This window comes from Candidatus Protochlamydia naegleriophila (genome assembly GCF_001499655.1).
In the GTDB taxonomy this organism is placed as follows: Bacteria; Chlamydiota; Chlamydiia; order Chlamydiales; family Parachlamydiaceae; genus Protochlamydia; species Protochlamydia naegleriophila.
The window spans coordinates 2139937-2161319 of sequence record NZ_LN879502.1; the positions used below are offsets into that span (position 1 = coordinate 2139937).

Consider the following 21383-nt stretch of genomic DNA (forward strand, 5'->3'; position numbering starts at 1 on the left):
CGTAAGATCACCCAAGCTGCTAATCCCCCCCCGCTCAGAGCTTTTCCTTTCAACTCTCTCTTGCATCACCTTGTTTACCACATCATTGCGTTTTTTAAGCAATTTGATTAAAAAAAATTATATATATTTCAGACAGCTCATTATCAATAATTTACATAAAAAAACGAGTATTCAGGGGTTTGACAAACTAATACAATCATTTTAGCATTAAAGATATGAGCATTAAGCTCTAAAGGAGGTTTTATGAATAAGAACGTACTAGAATCGCAGTGGGTTCAAGTTCGAGAACTCTTAAGGGAAAAATTCAGCTATTTAACCGAAGATGATATTAGACAAATCAATGGGCGATATGATGAATTGGTCGCCAAATTGCAGCAAAAATATGGATATACAAAAGAAGAAGCTGAAGAGAGGATTCGCAACTGGAATTTTGATAGATTCTCAGCGCCTAGGGGTCAGGTGGTTCGTGAAGACACTATGATCAAAGAAAAAGAGCCAATAAGAAATGATTCATCGATCTACAAATGGCTTTTAGGTCTCGGTATTCCTCTGCTCTTACTGGCATCTTACTTTTTAACCATGAGAACGCCTGAAGTCACGCGCTCTCCAGTGGTAACACAGGAACAAGTGGCCTTAGAAACACCAACTGATCAGTTATTGTCCAACGACTTGCGCAATGTCTTATTGTCTCAGCAGAATTTGGCTGGAGCTATGCAAAACGTTCAAATCACAACAAATAACGGCATTGTTACCCTTTCTGGAACAGTACCAAATAGGGACGCACACAATCTGATTATTAATACGACACAAAATTTTGCCGGAGTCAGACAAGTAGTCGATCATCTTGAAATTAGATGATTTGAACTTAAACCCGTGATTGCCGTCCTAGCATACAGGCAATCGCTGTAGAGTGAGAGGCAGGTTTGCGGTTTGCGAAGGGAATATTTCCTACATTCCCAAGATGCAAAGCAAGAGATGTCATTCAGCTATCAGGTGAGTGACAGCGGGTTAAAGGATCCAAAAGCGAGCTTTTTGGATCCTTTTTCACACTTCTTGATTTCACAGACTCGTCACATCAAAGTCTTCGAATGCTAAGTCTACAGCTGTTCCATAAAAGCGGCATAATGCCAGCCTTAAGGTCTCAGCTCTTTCAGGAAGTCCCTTTTCACAATATGTTTTGACTTGTTGATGCACGGCCCTTTTAAAGGTGTCAGTATCTGATTCTGAACCATTGAGGTTATCTATGCTCACACGAAAGCGATAGCCGGCAGCCTTAGAGAGTATCCATTCCATCGCCTGGGGCTTCACTTCAACGCTCTGGAAAAGTTCTTGCTGTGATGCCGTACGTCCGTCTGGCACATACCAATAGCCAAAGTCTACTTCTTGACGCCGCTTTTTACCAGCAATCAACCAATGAGAGCACTCATGCAATGCACTGGCAAAAAAACCATGTGCAAAAAAAATAGCGTGGTAGGATCGGTTTTCGTCAGCGGGAAGATAAAGGGGTTCATCTTCGCCTTTAACCAATAGGGTATTGTATTTCAAAAAGAAGCAATCTTTAAAAATAGTTATCAAATCTTGATACTGATGCACAACATTCCTTTAAATCAATTGGTTGGTATAGACATCTCGTAAAATGATATCAAAATCGATTCTTTCGCGGTAGCATCAATAAGGTCTGTAGGCAAATTTTTCTAAACGAAAAATAGTGTCAAAAACCGATTTAAGGTATTGTACGTCTCAGAAAGACTAAAAAGCTGAGTGTTTGGATTTGTCCAACTGGACATTCAGGTTAAAAATTAAACTAAGGTACGTACGATGACAATACTCGAAAAAATTAACGAGGGTATCAAAGAAGCGATGCGAAGCAGAGATCAACTGAGACTCGACACCCTACGCATGCTTAAATCAAAAATATTGACTGTCGATGCACGCGGTAATCTGCCCGACGCGGACGTTTTAAAACTCTTTAAAACGTACTATGGTAATCTTCAAGAAGCGCTAGAACAGTCCTTAGCAGCTAATCGCAGTGAAGCGGTCGAAAAATTAAAAAGCGAGCTCGCGATCGTTCAAGAATTTTTGCCTACCACGCCTTCTACTGAAGAAACAAAAAGAATCGTAGAGCAGGCCATCATCGATTCTGGAGCCAAAACAAAAAAAGACTTCGGGCTCGTCATGAAGAGCATCATGAAACTCAATAGCGCAGTCGATGGAAAATTAGCCAAAGATTTGGCCAATCAATTGCTGTCTGATTAACTACGTTAGCTCATCTTTTATCTGGCTCAATAGATGCTATCAGCATTCATTGAGCCTTTTTCCCCGAAGCCCTCCTTCCCCTATCTCTCCAATAATCCGCAGTCTTAATAGTAATCAACAACGCAATAAAAAAAACTTTTATTACAATTATTTAGTTATTATAATTAATAATGAACATTATATTGGAGAGGAAATATGTTTGGAGTTAATAGCGATCATTTTTACTATGGAAGAATTGATGAATTGGCAGCCAGAGTCAATCCACCCAAAGAAAGAGAAATAGAGTCTATTTTATATTCGGCCAAACAGTTTATTAATCAAAATTTATTCGACCACGAAAATAAATTAAAGTCAAAATTTGAACATTTAAAACTGGAAGATAATAAAATTGCCGATTTGCTTGCGAAACTCTCATTAAGTTTTAAAGATGATGGAACAATTGAAGGATTTGTGCCTTTTAATCAGGCCGACATCATCAATAGTCAATTACCTGACAATCTCAAAGGAATGGTTTTTCGCTTTCAAGGTTTATGTGAATTGATTTGCAATAAAGTATTAATGGATAGTTTATTAGGCAAAGAAGGTGTGGCTAACCAATTGAAACAAAAAATCACACCAGAAGAATTAAATAAAGATCCGGTTGCTAAGAGTCATTTATTAGACGTGTATTCAGTGTTTTATAAAATGGCTGCTTTTTTATTCGGAGTTTATCCAGATAACATTTTTTCTGTTCTTGATCAATGGAAGCTGGTTGAAGACACAGGCGGTGAGAAAAAAGTTAACAAAGAACTATTAACCGAAGGTTTAAAACATTTAGATAACGGTACAACTTTAAAGTTAGAGGTCTTTTGCAAGGATAAATCTTCCTTTACTGGCCATTCCTTACTAGTCAAAAAAGTAAACGATAATGAATTCATTTTTTTCGATCCCAATAGCGGTGAACATCGTGGATTGTCTAGTGATGAACTCGCAAACAAAATAGATGAGCAACTAAAACAATGGAATGGTACGGATCTTTTCTTTACAAAATCAGAAGCTTACTTAAAGCGCTTAAAAAACAAAAAAATATTGATGACCGCAAAACAAAACATCGGTCCTTCTTCCTAATCTATTTCGCCATTATTAGCGACTTAATGATGCATACGTTCAAGCCTAATTGATTTGGCTGAATTTACGAAATTCAAGCTCTGCGGATCTTAAAAGTGTGGTTGATGCTGCTGCATTTTGGACCAGCGATCAATTTAAAACGCTTCCGCAAATACGTGGCTAAATCTTCATCTAGTCGAAGAGAATCGAAACTTTTACTCTCTGTATGATTGATACTTCTTTTACCATGTGTTTCTGCTAAGTCTTGTCTTAAATATACTCCTATCTATATATCCATAGCATGGAACCATTTTCCTCTTTCGACTTTGCTCATAACGACATACATGGAGCTGAAGACTCTTGTTCAGGGAAATGGATCGATCCCATAGCAGTTAAGGAGGAACGAATCATGAACAGCCTATCAGATCTTCCCATAAGATTAACTACCCCGTTTGACGATGAAAAGGATGCTCTTAAAAAAATCGGAATCAAAAAAACCCGCTTAAATCCCAACAATTTCCAAACAGTGCTTAATCGTTATCAAAGCCTGTTGCCTGCTCATTTCTTTTTACCTGAAGCATCCATTCAGCGAACGCTCAGAGCTAATCACGCCCACCTGCTTTTATTTGAAAAGATAAACCAAGTCTTTCTTATTGGCTCAAGCCATTAATTTAAAAACTGCTAGTTACTACATTCAGATGAACTCATAACAAGACTTATAGCTCCTTTTCGAGCCTTCCTAAGGCTTATCTGTGTAAGCTAACGCACTTTTTTCAAACCAGAAAATTTCGATTGAAACAATTACATCCGGCAGATGCTTTTAGAATGATTTACTGAAAAAACCTTAAAAAGAGAATTTTATGAATAGCGTAAGTGATACAACTTTTTTAATTCCTTCCGATCAAGCTCCCGATCTGACTCCCTCGACCGGACTATGGGATACAGTTAAATCTTGGGGGCGCAAAATAACGCCCGTTCTGCCTCGCGTCTTTACTGGAACTACTGCAACAGTCTCTTTCTTTGCATCGGCCTTCTTTTTACTCCAGAAAAATCACTATACCCATTTTCCTCCTGCGACAGAGCGTGCACTCGAAGCCATTTGCTGGACAAGCCTCGGAACATCAAGCAGAATCATGATCGAGCTCCTATCGTCTTCAAACGAGGAATTTTACGCGCAATTGCAACAAGTACACAATACGACAACAGGCTTGGCCCATTGGTGCTTTTTTACACTTTGGAATGTTTCATTGAATGTCGAAGACGAGATGCTTAAAAAAAGCCTCTATGGTGTTATCTCTACCTTATTTGGATACAATCTTGCGCATGATTGCCTCCAAGCCTTAAAAAACCTGGGATACGGATTTATTGATTTGGATGAAGAGACTCAAGAAAGCGCTCTACTCAACGTGCAAGAAAATGAGCAGTCCATCAATAATGGCGAAGAAGAAGATATTCCAGGAAGTCTGAGTGAACCTCTTCTTATGCCTCTTCAACTAACTCCAAGCCTCTTATTGGAACCCCTTTTCACAGACGCCAAAAAAGTTCTATTGTATAACGCCATCAAAATTGCCTGTGGAGGCACGACGGCTTTTTTAAATACGTTTCAAAATCCTAAAAGCGAACTTTATCTTTTGGTTAATACGTTTGGATATCTTCTTATCGGTTCCGGACTCGGAGAAATCGGATTGGAAGGACTTTCCCACTTTCAAAAAAAGTAAGGAAGCATGCACAGATTTATCTTCAAAAAACTGCTGCTCTCGCCTTCGAAAATGGGGAATGAAGGCTATCAACCTGACTCTCACGGCGACACCTATTGTGCTTATTGAGGTAAATATGCTTTTCCAAATATTTAATCCAGGGAACAATGCCATGGGCATTCTGATTGGAATGGCCTATGGCAAAACAAAATACGATGCCAAAAGAGAATTTCAAGCGTTAACTTCCCAAGTTGAAAATTCCAAAAAAAGGAAAAATCAAACGCTGCAGACTGGTTGCTGGCAAGGATTAAAAGAGAATAGAATGTGCCAAGCTTTGGGACTCGTAGAAGATGACCGCAGGCTTAGAACCGCTATTCTTGTCGACCGCATCATTACCATTCCCCTTTTTCTTGGGCTTACAGGTTTTACAATAGCCGTCGCTTTAGACACCGACTCTGTCCGTCATCAAATTGCAATCTCCGCCTTATTAATATCAACCATGGGTATGACTGCATTTTCGGCCTTGCTGAAAAGGTACTTTCAGCCAGGCAAAAATAGCAGGCTATTTAATGAACTCTACTTTAACGTCTTTGAGAATACAGAATTTTTGCCACTCGTCTACTCCATTTTGACTCAAATGGGGGACATTGATGACGAGAGCATAGGTAAACATGACAGCTTGCAATTCGCTTTTTCTCTGCTTGGGATGACTACCTTTGGATCCTTGCTTAGCATTGTGCGCGTGGAGTCTGGAGATTCGCGCCGCAATCCATCCATTTACACAAGTCCCGTTTATCGGATGTCATCTTGGCTCACCTTTTTAAAGCTCGCTAAAGGAAAATAAAAGTACTTCTCAACTTGCCTCTTCATAGAATCCCTCTTAAAATAGAGTCATTATGGGCAAGCACACATTCATCTGCTAAAAAGCGCATGTCTATCCATCAACAAAAGCTCGAATGAGCCAAAGGCTGGTTGTTTTAATAGCGTAAATACTTAGCCATGTGCTTTAATAAACCAATAAAAAACAAAATTCAATTTATTCACATTTAAAAAATTAACAATCGAATATTTAATAAAATTAAAAGAGCGCATGATGAGTATCCCTCCTAATCTACCACCTCTCTTTCCCCTTCTTTCCTCTCTTGTAAACGATCAAAGTTCTAGCATTCAAATTGAAATCTCTCCCTTTGTAGCATCTCCCTCAACAACTCCTCCCTCATTAGAATTTGCTGAAATCTCTGAGATTTCCAGAAAAATACTCAAAAATACTAACAAGCCGGCTCTAGCAGAAAAGTTAAAAAAAGTATGCGAAGCACTCCAGATGCAATCGCCTGCTGCCCTAAAGACTCTAGAAACGACCTACAATGAAATCCCAAATGAAGAGAAAAGCCTTTTCATCACCACACTTCTGAAGGTGTTCAATGGGCACCAAGACCAAGATAAAACATCTCTTATCTTCAGCTACTTAAAGCATGTATACAAAGAATTAGATCTCTATTTTGTCTTTTCGAAAGATGGACGGACATTTACTACCAAAGGCATTGAACTACTGGTCAACTATTTAAAAACAAACAAGATGATGGATTCAGAATTTAATTGTATTGTTTGCGATGATTGTGAGTCGTTCGATCAAGAACTCGAGAAGCTAGAGAATGCCCCTTTAAATAGTAAATTTGGCTTTATTGTTCGTTGCCAAAGCAAAGAAAGTCAGAAAATGGCTCACATGACTGGTCTGTTTTTACAGAAAACGTCTATTGGTTGGCAAGCCTTGCAGCTCGATGCTGCGGGACATGAGTCAGCACTTTTGCCATTCATGGTATTGCAATCAAAAATGAAGGTCGAGATTTTTCACGGTGGAGAAGGACGGCAGCGTAACTACACAAGCTGCGCCATTTTCGCTCTCCACGATTTAGCTACGCTTTCATTTGAAAGTGATATTTTTTCCAGTTTAAAAAAAGAAGGATGCCATGAAATGGATAATCTTTCTATCAAGCTGGATTTAGAAAATCTTCCTCTAGATCTCATCAAAGTCACAGAAAATGCAGCACGATTAAACCAAATCGCAAAAAAGAAATTTGCCTCTTCCTGCACCCCGGAGGCAGAGCAAGCCATTTTTTTTGGTTCAATGGCAAAATACCTCATTCAAAATCCTTCAGAACAAAATCCTATTAATGACCTTATCAGGCGGCTTCATTGCAAATATGAGAAGTTAGTTGTAGAGCATTGTTTTAATGAACTCCTGCCATCTTGGGCAAATCGCTGATAGCCGACTCAAACCATTGCTTATAGTATTACACCCTTCGGCTGGGGTAAATGCCTTCCCGAAGTAAAAAACAGAAAAACATACAATCAGAGCCAACAAAAGGATTGACCAAATGCCTAATCCAGTGTCTATGTCCATTTCAAGCTTGAATAGCCTGTCAAGCGCTCTAGTTTTAGGAGTTACCTTATGCCGCAACAAGCCAGGCATTAGCAATAAATGTCTGGCTCAAGTGGGCTATGCTCTTGCGGCCACAACAGCCACAATTGAAAGTATAGCTGCTATCATATTTTGCGTAGGCTCACTTGCCCTCTATCCCGTTTCTGCAGTGCCTCTGAAACATTCTGTAAACTGGTTAGATAGCAGCTCTTTTTCTGTTGTCTGGGCCGTCACTGATTTCTTATTAAACCCGTTCGTTCTAAAATTGGTTGCCAATGAATCAAGTGCACGCCAAATAGTCAGTAGCGGCAACTTAATGAAAATTCCAAGGAATGCCATTATCTAAGACTATAGATGCATAAGGGCTACCCTATTTTTCTATTGCTATGGAAAATCAAAAGCAGGCTAGCCCTAAAATCATCCGCTCCATAGCATGTGAAACTGTGGAGCGGATGATTATTCCATAAAGTCTATTCAATACTTTAATTGATTGTATTTCTTGCTGTTCGCCAGTTTTCCTCATCCCAACTTAACTCAGTTTTTCACGTTTTGCATTCACATTCCTAATTATTTTGATGAGCTTCGCTGTTTTTCTAGAGGAAAATAAGGGAAATAGAGTTCTTTTTGCCGAATTATATGTACAATAATTTTTTTAAAGTAGATGGTCAGATTAACAGTTGAGTACAAATTTGGGGACTTTGTCACGAACGTACAAGCAAAAAACAAAAAGCAGATTAAACATCAGTGTTTGTTCAGGAAGGCTAATCATTCCAGAATGGACTGTAAAAAAGGGGAAAATATGGGCAAAATGATTGGTTTATGGTTACTAGGGGTTCCCATTATTATCATTATTTTATTAAAGGTCTTTGGAATTATCTAAAAACTAAGATTCTTTTGCAAATGGGCAAACAGCCCATTTGGATTATAGATGATCGTTACCAATAATCGTTTCTTAGCTCCTTACACGCAATAGCTACATCTATTACCTAGAGGGTCTGTACCAAAAAGAATCTATTGGGACTGCTGATCCTCATCTTTATTCGTATATGCTTATCGGACCGCGACCTGGATTTAGTTGGCGGAGAAGATCATAAATCATGTCAAAGGAATGAGAGTAATTAACACTAAGTCGTTTTCTTAATTCATTATTTTTAAAGGAGGACCCCATGAATAAAGATACATTGAAGGGTGATTGGAAGCTCATCAAAGGAAAAATAAAAGAGAAGTGGGGAAAGTTTACCGACGATGATCTTACCGAAATTAATGGAAAGAGAGAACAATTGTTGGGAAAAATCCAAAAAAAATATGGCCTTGCCAAGGAAGAGGCAGAACAAGAACTTGATGAGTGGGAAAAACGTTCTGAAAATCATTCCATAAATGAAGAAGTGGATGAATCAGAGGATGAAAGAGAGATTAGACATACCAAGCATTAATTGTTCCAATGTAACAACCTCATAGGAGAGAAAGATGAAAAAAATATTCAGCTTAATTGCTTTAGGATCTGTGGCGTTAGTATCGGCCGACCAATATTATCAACCCTATGGAAATGGAGCCCAAAGTTCACAGGGTTATTATCAAAGAGACAATCAGGGTTATCAAAGAAATAATCAATATGATTATCAGCAAGCACCTAGAAATCAATCATATGATCAAAATCAGCAATATTACCAGCAAAGTAGTCAGTCCTATAATCGGGATCAGCAAAAAAATTATAGCCAAAGGGATAATAACCAAGGAGGCGTTTCTGATCAGGAAATCAATAGAAAACTTCAAGATAAACTAGGTTCAGGTTGGTTTTCTAAAGGATACCAAAATGTTTCCTTTGACGTACACAATGGAATTGTCAACCTTCGAGGCTCTGTCGATACGCTTGAAAATAAGAATAATGTTGAAGATAGCGTGAGAAAAATTGATGGTGTAAGGCAAGTAAACAATCAAATCACCATCGTTAAAGAGAATTCAGACACCTATTCTGATTCTGAGTTACAAGATTCTGAAAAAAAATATCCTAGGGATTCTGCCTCTAATTTCCAGGACAGACAATTAAATGCTAAAATTCGCGATAAGTTGAGTAATGGTTGGTTTTCGAAAGATTATGAAACATTAGTGATTAGAACAACTAATGGAGTCGTTGTTATCAGTGGGACCGTAGATAAGCAAGAAGACGTTCAAAAGATCAACGATCAACTTAAAGAAATTGAAGGCATCAGATCTATTAATAATCAGCTAAGAGTGAATAACAGATGATTATCAAGGAGAAGCTGCCTTTGCGGCTTCTCCTTTTTTTTATCGATAAAGAATGAAGCGGTCTTAGATTGACAACTCATTCTGCCCCCCTTTTCTATTATTGATAATGCTTGGAGTGTCACTAAAAAAAATAACGAGGTGTTTTATGCGAGCTTTGGTCTTTCATCATCCTAAAAAAGTCTCCGTAGATACCGTCGACGACCCTAAAATAGAAAAGCAAGATGATATTATTGTAAGAGTTACATCGACAGCTATATGCGGGTCTGATTTGCATATTCTTAACGGTTTCGTTCCTCAATCAAAACCGCTTATTATGGGCCATGAATTCATGGGGGTTATTGAAGAGACCGGAAAAGACATAAAGGACTTAAAAAAAGGTGACAGAGTTGTTGTTCCTTTTCCTATTGCGTGCGGACACTGTTTTTTTTGCAATCATGGGCTTACTCCGCATTGCGAAAATTCCAATTCCAATTATGGACCCGAAGGTGGAACGCTTAAGGAAAAGGGCGGCGCCCTGTTTGGTTATACAGATCTTTATGGAGGGTACCCTGGAGGCCAGGCAGAATACGTTCGCGTGCCTTATGCAAACTTTAGCCCCAAAAAAATTGAACCTGACATGTCTGATGAAGAAGTTCTATTTTTGACAGATATCTTTCCAACTGGCTGGTCAGCAATCGATTGGGCGCAATTGAAGGGTGGCGAAACTGTCGTTGTATTTGGTTGCGGCCCTGTTGGAATTATGGCTCAAAAGGCAGCCTGGTTGAAGGGTGCTTCGAGAGTGATAGGAGTAGACATATTGGATTATCGATTGGAGATAGCAGCCAAAACGGCCAATTCCGAAGTCCTTAATCTCCATAAAACGGATGTCGTTCAAGAAATAAGAGATAGAACCGAAGGAAGAGGAGCCGATGTTTGTGTCGACGCAGTGGGAATGGAAGCACACAGATCCCCATGGGAAAAATTTTCAAATCTCATCCACGCTCAAGCCGGAACAATTAGTGTTATTAAGCTCTGCGCTAGCGCCGTGAGACGTGGTGGAGTTATTTCTGTTGTAGGGGTCTATGGCTCCCCTTACAGCGGTTTTCCATTCGGACAAATTTTTGATAAAGGCGTTACAATTAAGACTGGGCAAGCTTTAGTTCAACATTACATTGATGAACTTTTAGAATTAGTGAAAACACGAAAAGTCGTTTTAAAGGATGTCATCACGCATACATTGCCCTTAGAACAGGCTGCATATGCTTACGATATTTTTCTCAAAAAGAAAGATAATTGCTTAAAGGTAGTTTTAAAACCAGGAATGTAGTGTCTTAAAACTTTGTATATTAATTCAAAAAGAGGCGTCCATGAAGGCAGTAAAAAAAACTAAGCAGCGCCCCCCACAAAAACAAAAAGTTCCCGGCATACAAACTAAAATGCAGCCTAGACCCGAAGTAGAAAGGAACTCTCCTTTTTTAAAATTGTCAGAAAAAGTTGCTATCATTACCGGTGGAGATAGCGGCATTGGACAGGCTGTAGCAGTGGCCTTTGCTAAAGAAGGAGCAGACGTCGCGATCGTTTACCTCAAAGAACATTCAGATGCAAAAGAGACAAAACGGCTTGTAGAGAAGGAAGGGAGAAAATGCTTGCTGCTTCCAGGAGATATTGGCGAAGAGAAATTTTGCAAATCTGTTGTTAAATCTGTTGTTGATTTTTTTGGACGTTTGGATATTTTAGTCAATAATGCAGCCGAACAGCATCCCCAAGATTCAATAGAAAAAATTTCCGAAAAACAACTCGAAAAAACATTTAGAACCAATATTTTCTCCTATTTTTTATTGGTTAAGGCTTCTTTGAAATATTTGAAAAAACAGGAAGGGGTTATTATTAATACAACCTCTGTAACAGCTTATAGAGGAAGTGAAAAGCTTCTAGACTATTCTTCAACAAAAGGAGCGATAGTCGCTTTTACTCGATCACTTGCCCTCTCACTGATTGAACAAGGAATACGCGTCAATGGAGTCGCCCCTGGACCCATTTGGACACCCTTGATAGTCTCCACATTTTCGCCCAAAAAGGTAGAGACTTTTGGTTCAGATGTCCCTATGAAAAGAGCTGGAGAACCAGCAGAAGTGGCATCTTGTTTTGTCTTTCTCGCTTCAGATGATTCATCCTATATGACCGGTCAGATTCTCCATCCCAATGGCGGAGAAATTGTGAATGCTTAAACTCACCAAATCAGGAAGTCTATTATGACAAAAAAATATGGAGATAAGGCGCAAGAATCTGTCAAAGACGCGATGCATGAAATGAAAAAAGGCAAGCTGGAATCAGGAAAAAGCCATAAGAAAGTGACAGATAAAAAACAGGCAATAGCAATCGGTCTTTCAGAAGCTAGAAAAAAAGGGGCAAAAGTTCCCAAAAAGACCGGGTAAAATTGGAAGGCCCCTCTCTTTATTTAGCAGCTGAATGGTTGACGCCTTTTGTTGGAAAAGTCATTTTGGCCGTGGAAGGAAACACTAAAATAGGGAAAGAAAGACTCGCTGAAAAGAGAGTTTTGGATATCTTTTCATGGGGTAAACACCTTGTCTTTCAATTCGATGAGTTTGCCTTGCGCGTTCATTTTCTGTTATATGGCAGCTTTGAAGCTATACTAAACGATCAAAAAATCACAGGAGACTACCCTAAAAAAAGAATAAGTCCGCGACTTGCACTAATTTTTGAAGAAGGCCAAATCCTCATCTACAGCTCTTCTCTAAAGTATCTCGAAACGCCTCATGCCCGCAATCTTTACGATTTTTCAACCGATATTATGTCTTCTGCATGGGATTCAAAAAAAGCATTGAAGGCTTTAAAAAAGCATCAAGAAGAGGAGATAGCAGATGTTTTGCTAGATCAGGGCATTTTTTCGGGCGTAGGAAATATTATAAAAAACGAAGTTCTTTTTTTAGTGAGAAGGAAGCCTATAACTGTCATCAAGGACATGTCCAATCCGCTTTTGCAGAAAATCGTAAAAACAACTAAAGACTTTTCCCTTCAATTTTACGAATGGAGAAAGCAATTTGTTTTGAAAAAGCATTATAGAATTTACCGAAAGAGTCTTTGTCCTCAGTGTGGAGAAAAGATTTGTAGAAAAAAGACAGGGAAGAGGGAAAGAATAAGCTTTTTTTGCCCCAAATGTCAGAAATAGCCACTCTATTTCCAGCGAAATAAGAAGATTCCCCATTCATTGCAAATAAAAAATTCAAACAATGCCGAATCTGCTATAAGCAAAAAAAGATAAAAAGAGATCAGCTGCATGAAAATTGCTCCAGGCCAATGTTTTCCCTTGGGGGCTACAATATGCGATGGCGGAGTTAATTTTGCCATACATTGCAAAGGGGCAGATACAATGACCCTTTGCATCTATGCAGATACCGAGCCATTAAAAATCATAGATAGATTTGTGCTAGATCCGCTTACAAATAAAAGCGGCACAATTTGGCATGCTTTTATTAAAGATCTTCCTGACGTATTTGGATACGCTTATCAAATCAAAAGAGACTCTTCAGATAGTGAATTAGAACCGATTTTAGACCCTTATGCAAAATGGGTTTTAAGTGATCCTAAATGGCACACGCATTCTAGAGAAAAGCTGAGTTATAGGCCCATCGGTAAAGCCTTCAAAGAAACTTTTGACTGGGGAAACGATAAAGCTCCCAATATTCCTAAAAAAGACCTTATCATCTACGAAATGCATGTTAGAGGATTTACAGCGCATGCGAGCAGTAAATCCAAGGCTCCCGGTACATTTAAAGGAATCATAGAAAAAATCCCCCATCTTATAGAATTGGGAATTAATGCTGTGGAGCTGATGCCCATTCAGGAATTTTGCGAGGAGGATGTGCTCAACTCGAATCCGCGGACACAGCAAAAATTGCATAATTATTTCGGCTACTCAACAGTTAATTTTTTTAGCCCCATGAATCGTTATGCAAGTCATTCAAGTGGGAATAAAGCCGGGCAAGAGTTGAAAGCACTGGTAAAAGAATTACATCAAAATCACATTGAAGTCATCCTAGATGTCGCTTTTAACCACACTTCAGAAGGAAATGAAAAAGGGCCTGCAATGTCATTTAAAGCCCTCGATGCGCATGCTTATTACTTGATTAACCCGGAAAATATGTACTTAAATTTTTCTGGGTGCGGCAATACATTTAATTGTAATCATCCCAATTCAAGGGAATTCATCATTTCTGTTTTACGGCATTGGGTGACTGAATACCACATCGACGGTTTCAGATTTGACCTCGCATCCATATTTAATCGCGACCGAGATGGCTCCCCCATGGAGAATGCTCCTATCATGGAACTGCTTTCTACCGATCCTGTCCTTGCATCTAAGAAGTTAATTGCCGAACCTTGGGATTCAGGAGGCCTTTATCACTTAGGAAAGTTCGCCTCTACAAACATGCTTTGGTCCGAATGGAATGGCAAATTTCAAAATGTCGTTCGCCATTTCATTAAAGGCTCTCCAAACTATAAAAAAAGTTTTGCTGGAGCCTTATGCGGGACTCCTGATATTTTCACAAGTTCTCCCCATTGCAGTATCAATTACATTACTTGTCATGATGGGTTCAGCTTAGCAGATGTTGTAAGTTATAATGAAAAGCATAATAAGGAAAATGGGGAAAATAATGTTGATGGCGTTGACCATCATGACACCTGGAATTGTGGTATTGAAGGGCCAAGCGACAATAAAGAAATTGTTGCCTTAAGAAATAAGCAGATGCGCAATTTTCTTGTCGCTCTTATGGTTTCACAAGGAATCCCCATGCTATGGATGGGAGATGAATATGCACATAGCCGCAAAGGGAACAATAATCCTTGGTGTCAAGATAATGAAATCAATTGGTTTTTGTGGGACCGCCTTTCAGAACAAAAAGATTTTTTTCATTTTTTTAAAAAACTCATCAATTTTAGAAAGACATCTCCTCTTTTAAAACAGGATCACTTTTTGACTGATAAGGAAGTGAGATGGCATGGCCTCGAAGTCGACAATCCTGATTGGGAAAATGATAACCGTCTTTTAGCCTTGACCCTGCAGGGGGCTGATGGACCAGAACTATATCTGGCTTTCAATGCCTCGGATCTTTCTCAAACGGTTGAAGTTCCTTCTGCAGGTAATAATCGTAGCTGGCGTTGGCTGATCAACACTAGCCTCCCCTCTCCAAAGGACTTTTATGAAATTGAAGAAAAACTGCCCTCAAATAGCATTCAACTAGCTCCCTACAGTTCAATCATTTTGCAAAACCAGTGATTCTCACTCCCTTTCACCGATTTTTATATTCAGGATGCAATTTAACGTAAGCCCTTAAAAACTCAGCAACGCTCCACGCCTGCGCAAAACAGCCGCGAGCGTGATAGGGGTCAGCAGCATCGAAAATTTCTCCAATAGTACCAATGCAATTTTCATCGATATGCTTCTCTAACGTATCCAAAAAACGGCAAGACTCTTTATCTTGGGGATAAACTTTTAACCAAGCGTCAATAAAAGGGCCGATTAACCATGGCCATACAGTGCCTTGATGATAAGCCGCATCTCTAGCCCAAAGATCTCCATCATAATAAGCTTTAAAGTCAGGATCTCGCGGAGATAAAGTCCTTAAACCATAATCTGTCACTAATTCCCTTTTCACAGCATCGACAACAGGCTTCCAATACTCATTTTTTAACACAGGAAATTGCAATGAAATTGAAAATATCTGATTAGGCCTAAGGGAAGAGTCATTCCCTTTTTCTCCTTCAATAACATCATACAAGTAGCCGCCCTCAGAAAACCAAAAGCGGCCATTGAAAGACTCAAAACACAGTTTTGCAAGATCGCTTGTTTTTCCAGTCCACTTCTCCATTAATTTTAAAGCGTTATACCATAATGCGTTAATCTCTACAGCCTTGCCTCGACGCGGTGTGACCACCCAATTTTCTACTTTTGCATCCATCCAAGTTAATTGATATCCTTCTTGCCCTTGAATTAAGAGCCCATCTCCATCCATCTTAATGCCAAAACGGGTTCCTTGAATGTGATGATTAATTATTTGCTGGAATTTAGGCAGCATAGACTGCAAAAAGGCTTCATCTTCAGTGTATGACATATACCGGTCTACGGCGTGAAAAAACCATAATGTTGCGTCAGCAGTGTGATAAAGACCCTTATTTTGGCCTTCGGGGAACATATTTGGAATAAGTCCATCTTTTATATAATGGGCAAATGTCCCCAATATCGCGTGGGCAATAGATGCTCTTCCTGTCACCAATGTTAATCCTTCAAGAGAGATCATCGTGTCTCTGCCCCAGTCAGTAAACCAAGGGTACCCAGCGACTATTGAACGACTCTCCTCTCCGCTGGCTTTTAAACGTACAATGTCAGCTTCGCGGCTTATTGGGGTGATGATAAACTGATCGGCCGCTAGTATCAATTTATGAGCAGTACTAGAATAAGAGAGGGCCGTGGCTTCTTTAAAGAGGCTTTTTTGCCGCTGCCTTTCGGCAATGATAGCTTCTTCGCATGTCATTGCCAAAACTGTGCTCCATTCCTCCGTAGAAGCTATAAAGCAAGTTTTCTCTCCTGCATTTAAAGTCACTGTAAAATATCCAGGACTGCTAAGAGGCCCTAAAAAGTCATAGCCTCTTTTTTCTTCAATTTCATAATAAACGTTTTCAACTCGTTGAAGATCTACTGTAAAAGACGCATGATGGTCATTTAAAATTCTTAGGGTCGGAAAATCGGTCTCGCTTTTAATTTCATATCCCTCATTACTTGTATTTACGCTATAAGCGTAATCGGAATGAATCTTGACAGATTGCTCCAGGCCTCTAAAATGCAAGAATGGCCTCCATTTTAGAATGACAGGTCCGTCACAAGCAATAATCGCATAACGTATATAGACACTATTTTGCAAATAAGGCATCCAGAGAGTTTTCTCCAATTGGATGTCTTCTATTTGATAGCTCCAGGTAGGCATGTTATTCTCAAATTTAAATTCTACCAGACTATCGGGAAATTCATAGGCAGCATCCTTTGATCTCAGTATTGTAAGTGGGATTTCCCGTCTGTCGGGTAAAATTATAGCCTCAAGGGCATAGTTGAGCATGACAGTACGACCAAGAGGAGATTTTAAGGAAGCATTTAATAAGGCATGATATTTTCTTTGCAAAGTGCCCCCGATTGTCCCACAAGCAAAGCCTCCCAGGCCATTTGTCACTAGCCATTCTTCATAAAAAATGTCATGAGGCGTATTCGAATTTATTTTGCAGGTTTGTCCTTTCACTTATTCCTCTCTTGAACAGCCTTTAGAACGATTGCAGAGTGGCCAGGAATTTTCCAATAGGGATTGTTGATCGGTGGTGTTCCAACACCTCCATAGATAAAGGATTCGCTGGACCAAATAATTTCCCATTGCAGTCCCTCGCCAGCAACAATTAGGGGCTCGGGCGCAGGATTAAAATTGAGATCAGATCCAAAATTGACTATCAATAGCCGGTCATTATATTCATTTCCAAAATAGCGGATTAGGAAAGCATCTGCACTTAAAACAGCTCCATCAATGAGGATAGAGTCCATCGCACTAAAAACGTCATCAGTTTTACGAAGATTGATTAAATCCTTATACATAGCATAATGTTCGACATTTTTATCTTTTTCACTGAAATCCAATTTCGATCTGGTGAAGGCTAAGGGATCGGAAGGCTTTTGCAAATTTCTGTGCGCTTCTTTATTGGCCATGGATGGAAATTGAGAAAGAAATTCTCTTCTCCCTTTCTGAATTAGATCATTTAGATGATCGTCATGATCGGCAAAATAATAAAATGGAGCAGTTGATCCATATTCTTGCCCTTGAAATAACATAGGGGTATTAGGACCTAAAAGCATTAAACAAGAAAGAGCCTTGAAGTTCCCATAATCGCACAGTTGGTATAATCTTTTCCCGTCTGCCGAATTTGCAATTTGATCATGGCTTTCTAAAAAAATGATGATCGAAGAATAAGGAAGCGACAGGTCGAATTTCCCTCGGTTTTTCTTTTGCCAGGCGTAGTATTGCCCTTGGTATAGAAAACCATATTTCAAGGAAGAAATGAATTCTTGAGGGCTTCCTAAATAATCGGTGTAATAGGCTTCCCTTCTTCCTTTCAGCCTCACGCAAGCGGTGTGATGGAAATCATCGTTCCATAAACCGTCAAATTCATACCCATTTTTTTGATGGGACTGTAACAAGGTCACATCTTGCGTTTCACTTTCGCCAATGATAATTCTTTTTCTTTTCGGCTTTATTTCTTTTACCGTTCGGGTGATCTCAAAAAGGACATGCGGCTTTGTACTGCAAAAAATCCAGGGCGTGGCATCAACGCGCAAACCATCAAAGTGGAACTCTTCAATCCAATAACGCGCATTTGCGACAAAATATTCTTTCGAAGAAGGATGCTCAAAATTAAGAGCCTCTCCCCATTCCGTGATCTTATCAGGATTGAAGTAGTCTTTAGAAAATTTAGAGAAATTACTTCCTTCGGGTCCAAAATGATTATAGACGACATCCAGAATGACCCCGATGCCTAACTGGTGAGCACTATTGATAAATGCTTTGACGTCGCTTGGAGAACCATACAAATGATAAGGAGCATAGAAATAGATCCCTTCATACCCCCAACCGAAACTCCCAGGGAATTCATTGATAGGCATGATTTCAATTAGTGTAATTCCCAATTCAGCTAGGTATTTAAGACGTTCTGAGGCAGCTTTAAATGTCCCTTCTTGAGTAAATGTCCCGATATGGATTTCATAGATAATTTGCCCCGGCAAGTCCAATCCTTCCCATTGGGCATCCGTCCAAGAAAAATGAGGATTAATGACCTCTGAAGGGCCGTTAATGCCCTCTGGTTGATAACGGGATGCAGGATCGGGGTATAACTTTTCTTCATTGTCCAGTTGAAAGTAATACCATTTTCCAACTTTGACATCTTCTACCTCTAAAGAAAAATATCCTCCACTCTCCTTATTCATTTTAAAAGACGATTTAGATTCGTCATCAAAAAATAAAACAATTTTTTTCCTGTCGGGAGCCCAAACGCGAAAACTTGTGCTGTATTTCGAATATTCTGCCCCTACTGGAAAGCGTCTTTTCATTTTTATTTCCCGTTGCAATATAGCTAAGATAATATTTTACTTATGCATGGCTATCCTTAAGAGTCTTATTAATTTTTATTCTTATGCCAAGTATATCGACAAGCAATCCAGTGTAGTGATTAACAACCTGCAATCTGATTCCACACTTGCCTTCATCACAAGCTTACGCTCCCAAAGACCTTCGTCTTTGATCGATGTTGAATCACGATATCTGAAGCGCGCTACAGCGCCTTAATCGTGCAGTGGGAATCAGATAAAAATAAGACAGGAATGTCCCAAAGACATTATCATGTGGTCCATGGAAAGCCGAATTGGCAAAATCATTATGAAGTTGGTGATGGATATGTTTAGAATTCATGCAAGGCCCAAAAAATGATAATACAAACACCTCACTTACCATCGCCAGCTTATCGCGCCATTCTAAAGAACTTGCTCAATCTCCTATAGCACTAGCATTTAGTGAGCAATTTTTAATATAAAAGAGTGATGCAGAATGATTAGTAAAATCCCCCGGTTTTTTAGGAGTTTAACCCTTCTATCTGACTTTAAAAAAATAATTTTATATCGTCAAGGGATTTCCTTTTGCTTTAAGAAGTTAGAAAACTTAAGTGATAATCAAAAAGAGCGTCTCTGCTTGAACGGTTCCAAAAAAATTGATGCTCGTCTTTTTTAAGACAGGAGAGATCCTATTTGGATCATTACTCGATATCTAACGATGCCATTTTTTGAATACGTGTATGAATTGCCATAGCTCATGCTACCGTATCTAAATGGAGCATGAGCTATGACAAGATGATGATTAATTACTGTGATTTGTTGGGGGCGAACTGTGCCGCTTTGAGCCTTAGTCCCAGCAGATTATCATATAGCTTATTTCTCCAGCTCTTCCGCAGAAACACCGTAGATATAGAATGGAAATTCACAAACTGCTTGAAAGCCTAATTTTGTAAAAAGTCCCCATGCTAAACCTTTTGGCATCAAAATAGCCATCACCTGTGCATATTGACGTTTCTTTGCTTCCAGAAGTGCTGCATGCACAAGAGCCCCACCAATGCCATGCTTTCGCTGCTGCAGCAAGGTTGCCAGGTTCCAAATTCCAGCTGACGACGAAGATACTGAAAGAGTCGCCGTTCCGACCGGAACCCCATCCAAATAAGCCATAAAATGTACCTGTTCGCCTTGTCTCATGACTGCGTCATTCAGGACTAGCCATTGTTCAGTTGCCTTAGGATTCATCGCAAAGGCGTCTGCTGCAAGATCGGTAAACACTTTAAGCTCAGATTCCGTTTGTACAATCTGAATTGTCAAGTTGGGTGAGGCCGGTAACGTAGAGGGAACTCCTTGAGAAATATCAAGCGCAATTCCAGTAAGAATGCCACCAAATTGAAAGCCTCTTGTTTCTAAAGTTTTTGCAGACGTCCACCACATAAAAGGGAGATTTTTGGCAGAAAAATACTGAATTGCTAGATCAATTTCTTCTTCTGTTGGGATGCGGTCTATGTTTTTTTCCATAACTCCGTTGCCACAAACATAATCCATTCCCCAAGCGTAGAGAGAATTTTGGCTCGTGTCTTTAAAATCAGCTTCAGGTAATGGACTGCAAATAGAACCTGAACGGAAAGTATCAAATCGGCCTTGTAGCACAGATTTTAAAAGAGCATCTTCTATTGAAATGTAAACTTTTACTTCTGGCTTGTGTTGGGGATCGAAATCACTGGGATACACTTCAAAATCGGTTGTGTAAGATCTGGGTAAGCTCGATTTCCATATATCTTGCCATGCTGCAATTAACCCTTGTGGAAACTCCCCTTTAGTTGTGTAAACAGCATATTTTGATTGGGGAATCATTTTTCCTACAAGCCCTTCAGGCACGTGTTCCAAACTAGAAACTTCACATCCAAGAATCCACGAATAGGGCTTTGTATAATCTCCTTCGTAGTTGGTATAAAGCGCGAGGATATCCCCGCTCGTTTTGTTTGGAATTTTCGAAAGAATCTTCTCTTTAAAGAATCTCTCCTTGTGAGCTGGCATAGCCAAAGAGCATTCTTCATTATTAGTTCTCAATTCGAGCCCAATAAAAAATTTGTTTCCTTGATGCTCTATTACTTGGTGCACGCCTCTTCCTTGAATTTGAGTCTGTTAGCTTGCCTTGTCATCGCAATAGCCACATGAAGAGCTAGAAGAGACAAGTTTCTTGATTTCATTTTAAAAGCGAATAATAGCAAAAATGGATTTGCAGTTCAGTCTAAATCGTTCAAAATAAACTGTATTGTCATAGATTAAACAGGTGTGAATGGCAAGTATGTCAAAACAAAAACTATTGATTTTGAACGAGTTAAAAAAGTGAGGCAACTTAGACTTGAACCTACGACCAGCGGGTTATGAGACCGTTGATTTTTGCACCACTGTCAGTACTCAATCGTTGTTCACAGCAATAGAGTAGCTTTTTTACTTCTTTCATTCAACTGTGGATTACTGGTTTTTATGAACCCAAATAGGGACAAGTGTGTTTCTGGTGTGTCGCGCAGATTATGTAAAA

General features: G+C 39.4%; 18 protein-coding genes and 1 pseudogene. 15 read left to right on the forward strand and 4 right to left on the reverse strand.

Going from position 1 to position 21383, the window contains the following annotated elements; genetic code table 11:
- The first annotated feature begins 243 nt into the window (after positions 1-243).
- Entirely contained in the window at positions 244-858 is a 615-nt protein-coding gene (locus PNK_RS09010; protein WP_059061602.1) for a BON domain-containing protein, read from the forward strand.
- Between the two features lie 201 nt (positions 859-1059).
- Here PNK_RS09010 and PNK_RS09015 read toward each other — a convergent pair whose 3' ends face one another.
- Entirely contained in the window at positions 1060-1593 is a 534-nt protein-coding gene (locus tag PNK_RS09015) for an elongation factor P hydroxylase (RefSeq protein WP_059061604.1), read from the reverse strand.
- Between the two features lie 225 nt (positions 1594-1818).
- Between PNK_RS09015 and PNK_RS09020 the strand changes: the two genes are divergently transcribed.
- The 14 genes and pseudogenes from PNK_RS09020 (at position 1819) to PNK_RS09090 (ending at position 14983) form a co-directional block, all read left to right on the forward strand.
- Positions 1819-2256: a GatB/YqeY domain-containing protein gene (locus tag PNK_RS09020; RefSeq protein WP_059061606.1), complete on the forward strand. Its 438-nt coding sequence runs from the start codon at positions 1819-1821 to the stop codon at positions 2254-2256.
- A 195-nt stretch (positions 2257-2451) separates the two neighbouring features.
- Complete coding sequence (locus PNK_RS09025) at positions 2452-3363, forward strand: hypothetical protein (RefSeq protein ID WP_059061608.1); 912 nt, start codon at positions 2452-2454, stop codon at positions 3361-3363.
- Between the two features lie 388 nt (positions 3364-3751).
- Entirely contained in the window at positions 3752-4012 is a 261-nt protein-coding gene (locus tag PNK_RS09030) for a hypothetical protein (RefSeq protein WP_059061610.1), read from the forward strand.
- A gap of 190 nt (positions 4013-4202) precedes the next feature.
- Positions 4203-5060, forward strand: a complete 858-nt coding sequence (locus PNK_RS09035; RefSeq protein WP_059061611.1) for a hypothetical protein — start codon at positions 4203-4205, stop codon at positions 5058-5060.
- Between the two features lie 151 nt (positions 5061-5211).
- A complete protein-coding gene (locus PNK_RS09040) occupies positions 5212-5883 on the forward strand; it encodes a hypothetical protein (RefSeq protein ID WP_158021771.1) in 672 nt (223 codons plus the stop codon).
- A gap of 246 nt (positions 5884-6129) precedes the next feature.
- The gene (locus PNK_RS09045) at positions 6130-7302 is read left to right on the forward strand and encodes a hypothetical protein (RefSeq protein ID WP_158021772.1); all 1173 of its coding nucleotides are present in this window, start codon (positions 6130-6132) and stop codon (positions 7300-7302) included.
- A gap of 112 nt (positions 7303-7414) precedes the next feature.
- On the forward strand, positions 7415-7804 hold the full coding sequence (locus tag PNK_RS09050) for a hypothetical protein (protein WP_032124025.1): 390 nt from the start codon (positions 7415-7417) through the stop codon (positions 7802-7804).
- A gap of 820 nt (positions 7805-8624) precedes the next feature.
- A pseudogene (locus PNK_RS09060) lies at positions 8625-8822 on the forward strand (CsbD family protein); the annotation flags it as partial.
- A 103-nt stretch (positions 8823-8925) separates the two neighbouring features.
- A complete protein-coding gene (locus PNK_RS09065; RefSeq protein WP_059061617.1) occupies positions 8926-9705 on the forward strand; it encodes a BON domain-containing protein in 780 nt (259 codons plus the stop codon).
- 145 nt (positions 9706-9850) lie between these two features.
- Positions 9851-11011, forward strand: coding sequence for a zinc-dependent alcohol dehydrogenase (locus PNK_RS09070; RefSeq protein ID WP_059061619.1), 1161 nt, complete (start codon positions 9851-9853; stop codon positions 11009-11011).
- 40 nt (positions 11012-11051) lie between these two features.
- Complete coding sequence (locus tag PNK_RS09075) at positions 11052-11912, forward strand: SDR family oxidoreductase (RefSeq protein WP_059061621.1); 861 nt, start codon at positions 11052-11054, stop codon at positions 11910-11912.
- Positions 11913-11936: 24 nt separating this feature from the next.
- The gene (locus tag PNK_RS09080; protein WP_059061622.1) at positions 11937-12119 is read left to right on the forward strand and encodes a DUF6496 domain-containing protein; all 183 of its coding nucleotides are present in this window, start codon (positions 11937-11939) and stop codon (positions 12117-12119) included.
- A gap of 2 nt (positions 12120-12121) precedes the next feature.
- Positions 12122-12874, forward strand: a complete 753-nt coding sequence (locus tag PNK_RS09085) for an endonuclease VIII (RefSeq protein ID WP_059061624.1) — start codon at positions 12122-12124, stop codon at positions 12872-12874.
- 108 nt (positions 12875-12982) lie between these two features.
- The gene (locus PNK_RS09090; protein WP_059061626.1) at positions 12983-14983 is read left to right on the forward strand and encodes a glycogen debranching protein; all 2001 of its coding nucleotides are present in this window, start codon (positions 12983-12985) and stop codon (positions 14981-14983) included.
- Between the two features lie 13 nt (positions 14984-14996).
- On the opposite strand, the gene PNK_RS09095 is transcribed toward PNK_RS09090, so the two are convergent.
- From PNK_RS09095 to PNK_RS09110, 3 genes are all read right to left on the reverse strand, one after another.
- Positions 14997-16994 carry an amylo-alpha-1,6-glucosidase gene (locus PNK_RS09095; RefSeq protein ID WP_197560207.1) on the reverse strand — a complete coding sequence of 666 codons (1998 nt, stop codon included), beginning with the start codon at positions 16992-16994 and terminating at the stop codon, positions 14997-14999.
- Positions 16991-18844 carry a malto-oligosyltrehalose trehalohydrolase gene (gene treZ / locus PNK_RS09100; protein WP_059061628.1) on the reverse strand — a complete coding sequence of 618 codons (1854 nt, stop codon included), beginning with the start codon at positions 18842-18844 and terminating at the stop codon, positions 16991-16993. The genes PNK_RS09095 and treZ overlap by 4 nt, the downstream gene beginning before the upstream one ends.
- 870 nt (positions 18845-19714) lie before the next feature.
- Positions 19715-20959, reverse strand: coding sequence for a GNAT family N-acetyltransferase (locus PNK_RS09110; RefSeq protein ID WP_059061631.1), 1245 nt, complete (start codon positions 20957-20959; stop codon positions 19715-19717).
- Positions 20960-21383: the final 424 nt, after the last annotated feature.

Coding starts and splice junctions, on each gene's coding strand:
- PNK_RS09050 (WP_032124025.1), top strand. CDS start 7,415: ATGCCTAATCCAGTGTCTATGTCCATTTCAAGCTTGAATAGCCTGTCA.
- PNK_RS09025 (WP_059061608.1), top strand. CDS start 2,452: ATGTTTGGAGTTAATAGCGATCATTTTTACTATGGAAGAATTGATGAA.
- PNK_RS09030 (WP_059061610.1), top strand. CDS start 3,752: ATGAACAGCCTATCAGATCTTCCCATAAGATTAACTACCCCGTTTGAC.
- PNK_RS09065 (WP_059061617.1), top strand. CDS start 8,926: ATGAAAAAAATATTCAGCTTAATTGCTTTAGGATCTGTGGCGTTAGTA.
- PNK_RS09045 (WP_158021772.1), top strand. CDS start 6,130: ATGATGAGTATCCCTCCTAATCTACCACCTCTCTTTCCCCTTCTTTCC.
- PNK_RS09035 (WP_059061611.1), top strand. CDS start 4,203: ATGAATAGCGTAAGTGATACAACTTTTTTAATTCCTTCCGATCAAGCT.
- PNK_RS09020 (WP_059061606.1), top strand. CDS start 1,819: ATGACAATACTCGAAAAAATTAACGAGGGTATCAAAGAAGCGATGCGA.
- PNK_RS09080 (WP_059061622.1), top strand. CDS start 11,937: ATGACAAAAAAATATGGAGATAAGGCGCAAGAATCTGTCAAAGACGCG.
- PNK_RS09040 (WP_158021771.1), top strand. CDS start 5,212: ATGGGCATTCTGATTGGAATGGCCTATGGCAAAACAAAATACGATGCC.
- PNK_RS09075 (WP_059061621.1), top strand. CDS start 11,052: ATGAAGGCAGTAAAAAAAACTAAGCAGCGCCCCCCACAAAAACAAAAA.
- treZ (WP_059061628.1), bottom strand. CDS start 18,844: ATGAAAAGACGCTTTCCAGTAGGGGCAGAATATTCGAAATACAGCACA.
- PNK_RS09010 (WP_059061602.1), top strand. CDS start 244: ATGAATAAGAACGTACTAGAATCGCAGTGGGTTCAAGTTCGAGAACTC.
- PNK_RS09090 (WP_059061626.1), top strand. CDS start 12,983: ATGAAAATTGCTCCAGGCCAATGTTTTCCCTTGGGGGCTACAATATGC.
- PNK_RS09070 (WP_059061619.1), top strand. CDS start 9,851: ATGCGAGCTTTGGTCTTTCATCATCCTAAAAAAGTCTCCGTAGATACC.